This window comes from Sphingobium sp. AP50 (assembly GCF_900109095.1).
Lineage (GTDB): Bacteria > Pseudomonadota > Alphaproteobacteria > Sphingomonadales > Sphingomonadaceae > Sphingobium.
In genome coordinates, this window is record NZ_FNYZ01000075.1 from 1 (window position 1) to 1,018 (window position 1,018).

Annotated in this window: 1 pseudogene; it reads right to left on the reverse strand. The window is 63.0% G+C overall.

The features are described from left to right. Positions 1-1,018 (reverse strand): annotated as a pseudogene (locus tag BMY84_RS28945) (IS3 family transposase); the annotation flags it as partial.

Sequence of the window (1,018 nt, forward strand, 5' to 3'; positions counted from 1 at the left end):
GGGGGGCATGCCCCCCATGATCTGATTGCCCGATCCGCCGATAGGCCTCGACCGGGGTTTTTCCGGCCAGGCCTGAGTGCGGACGCTGGGTGTTGTAATAGGTGATCCAGCGGCCAAGGCCAGCTTTCAACCCCGAGCTGGTCTCGAAGGCGTGGAGATAAACGCATTCGTACTTCAGGGATCGCCAAAGGCGTTCGATGAAGACATTGTTCATCCACCGGCCCCGCCCGTCCATGCTGATGCGAACCTCGGCCTCGCGCAGCACAGTGGTGAAGGCCTGCGACGTGAACTGGCTGCCTTGGTCGGTGTTGAAGATCTCGGGCTTGCCGTAGCGAGCCAGCGCCTCCTCCAGCGCCGCGACGCAGAACCCTGCATCCATCATATTCGATAGCCGCCACGCCAGCACCTTCCGGGTTGCCCTCCTGAGCCTGTCGAAGGGCCATGATCGCAACCAGGTACAGGAAGCCGCGCCGCATCGGAATGTAGGTCACATCGGCGCACCAGACCTGATTGGGCCGGTCGATCACCAACTTGCGCAGCAGATACGGATAGACCCGGTGCTGCGGGTGCGGATCACTCGTGCGCGGCCGCTGGTAGATCGGCGTCAGGCCCATCTTCGCCATCAGCCGCCGGGCTCGGCGGCGACCAACCTCATGGCCTGCACGCCGCAGGTGACGTGCCATCTGCCGACTGCCGTACCAAGGGCAGTCCAGGAACGTCGCATCGATCACCGTCATCAGCGCCAGCGTCTCATCCGTTTAGCTACGCTGGCCTTCGGCTCCGGCACAGGCGCATAATAATAGGATGAACGGCCAATCGAGAGCAGGCGGCATTGCGCCGAGATCGACAGGCGGTGGTGAGCAGGTTCGACCATCGCCCGCCTCCGCTCCACGCTCATCGTCCGAAGGCTTTGTTAAAAAATCCCGCTCCACCACCAGTTGCCCGATCTTGGCGTGCAACTTCTCTACCTCGCTCTCGCTGGCAGCCTTGACCGCATCGCCGGCTCCGGAGAACGTGC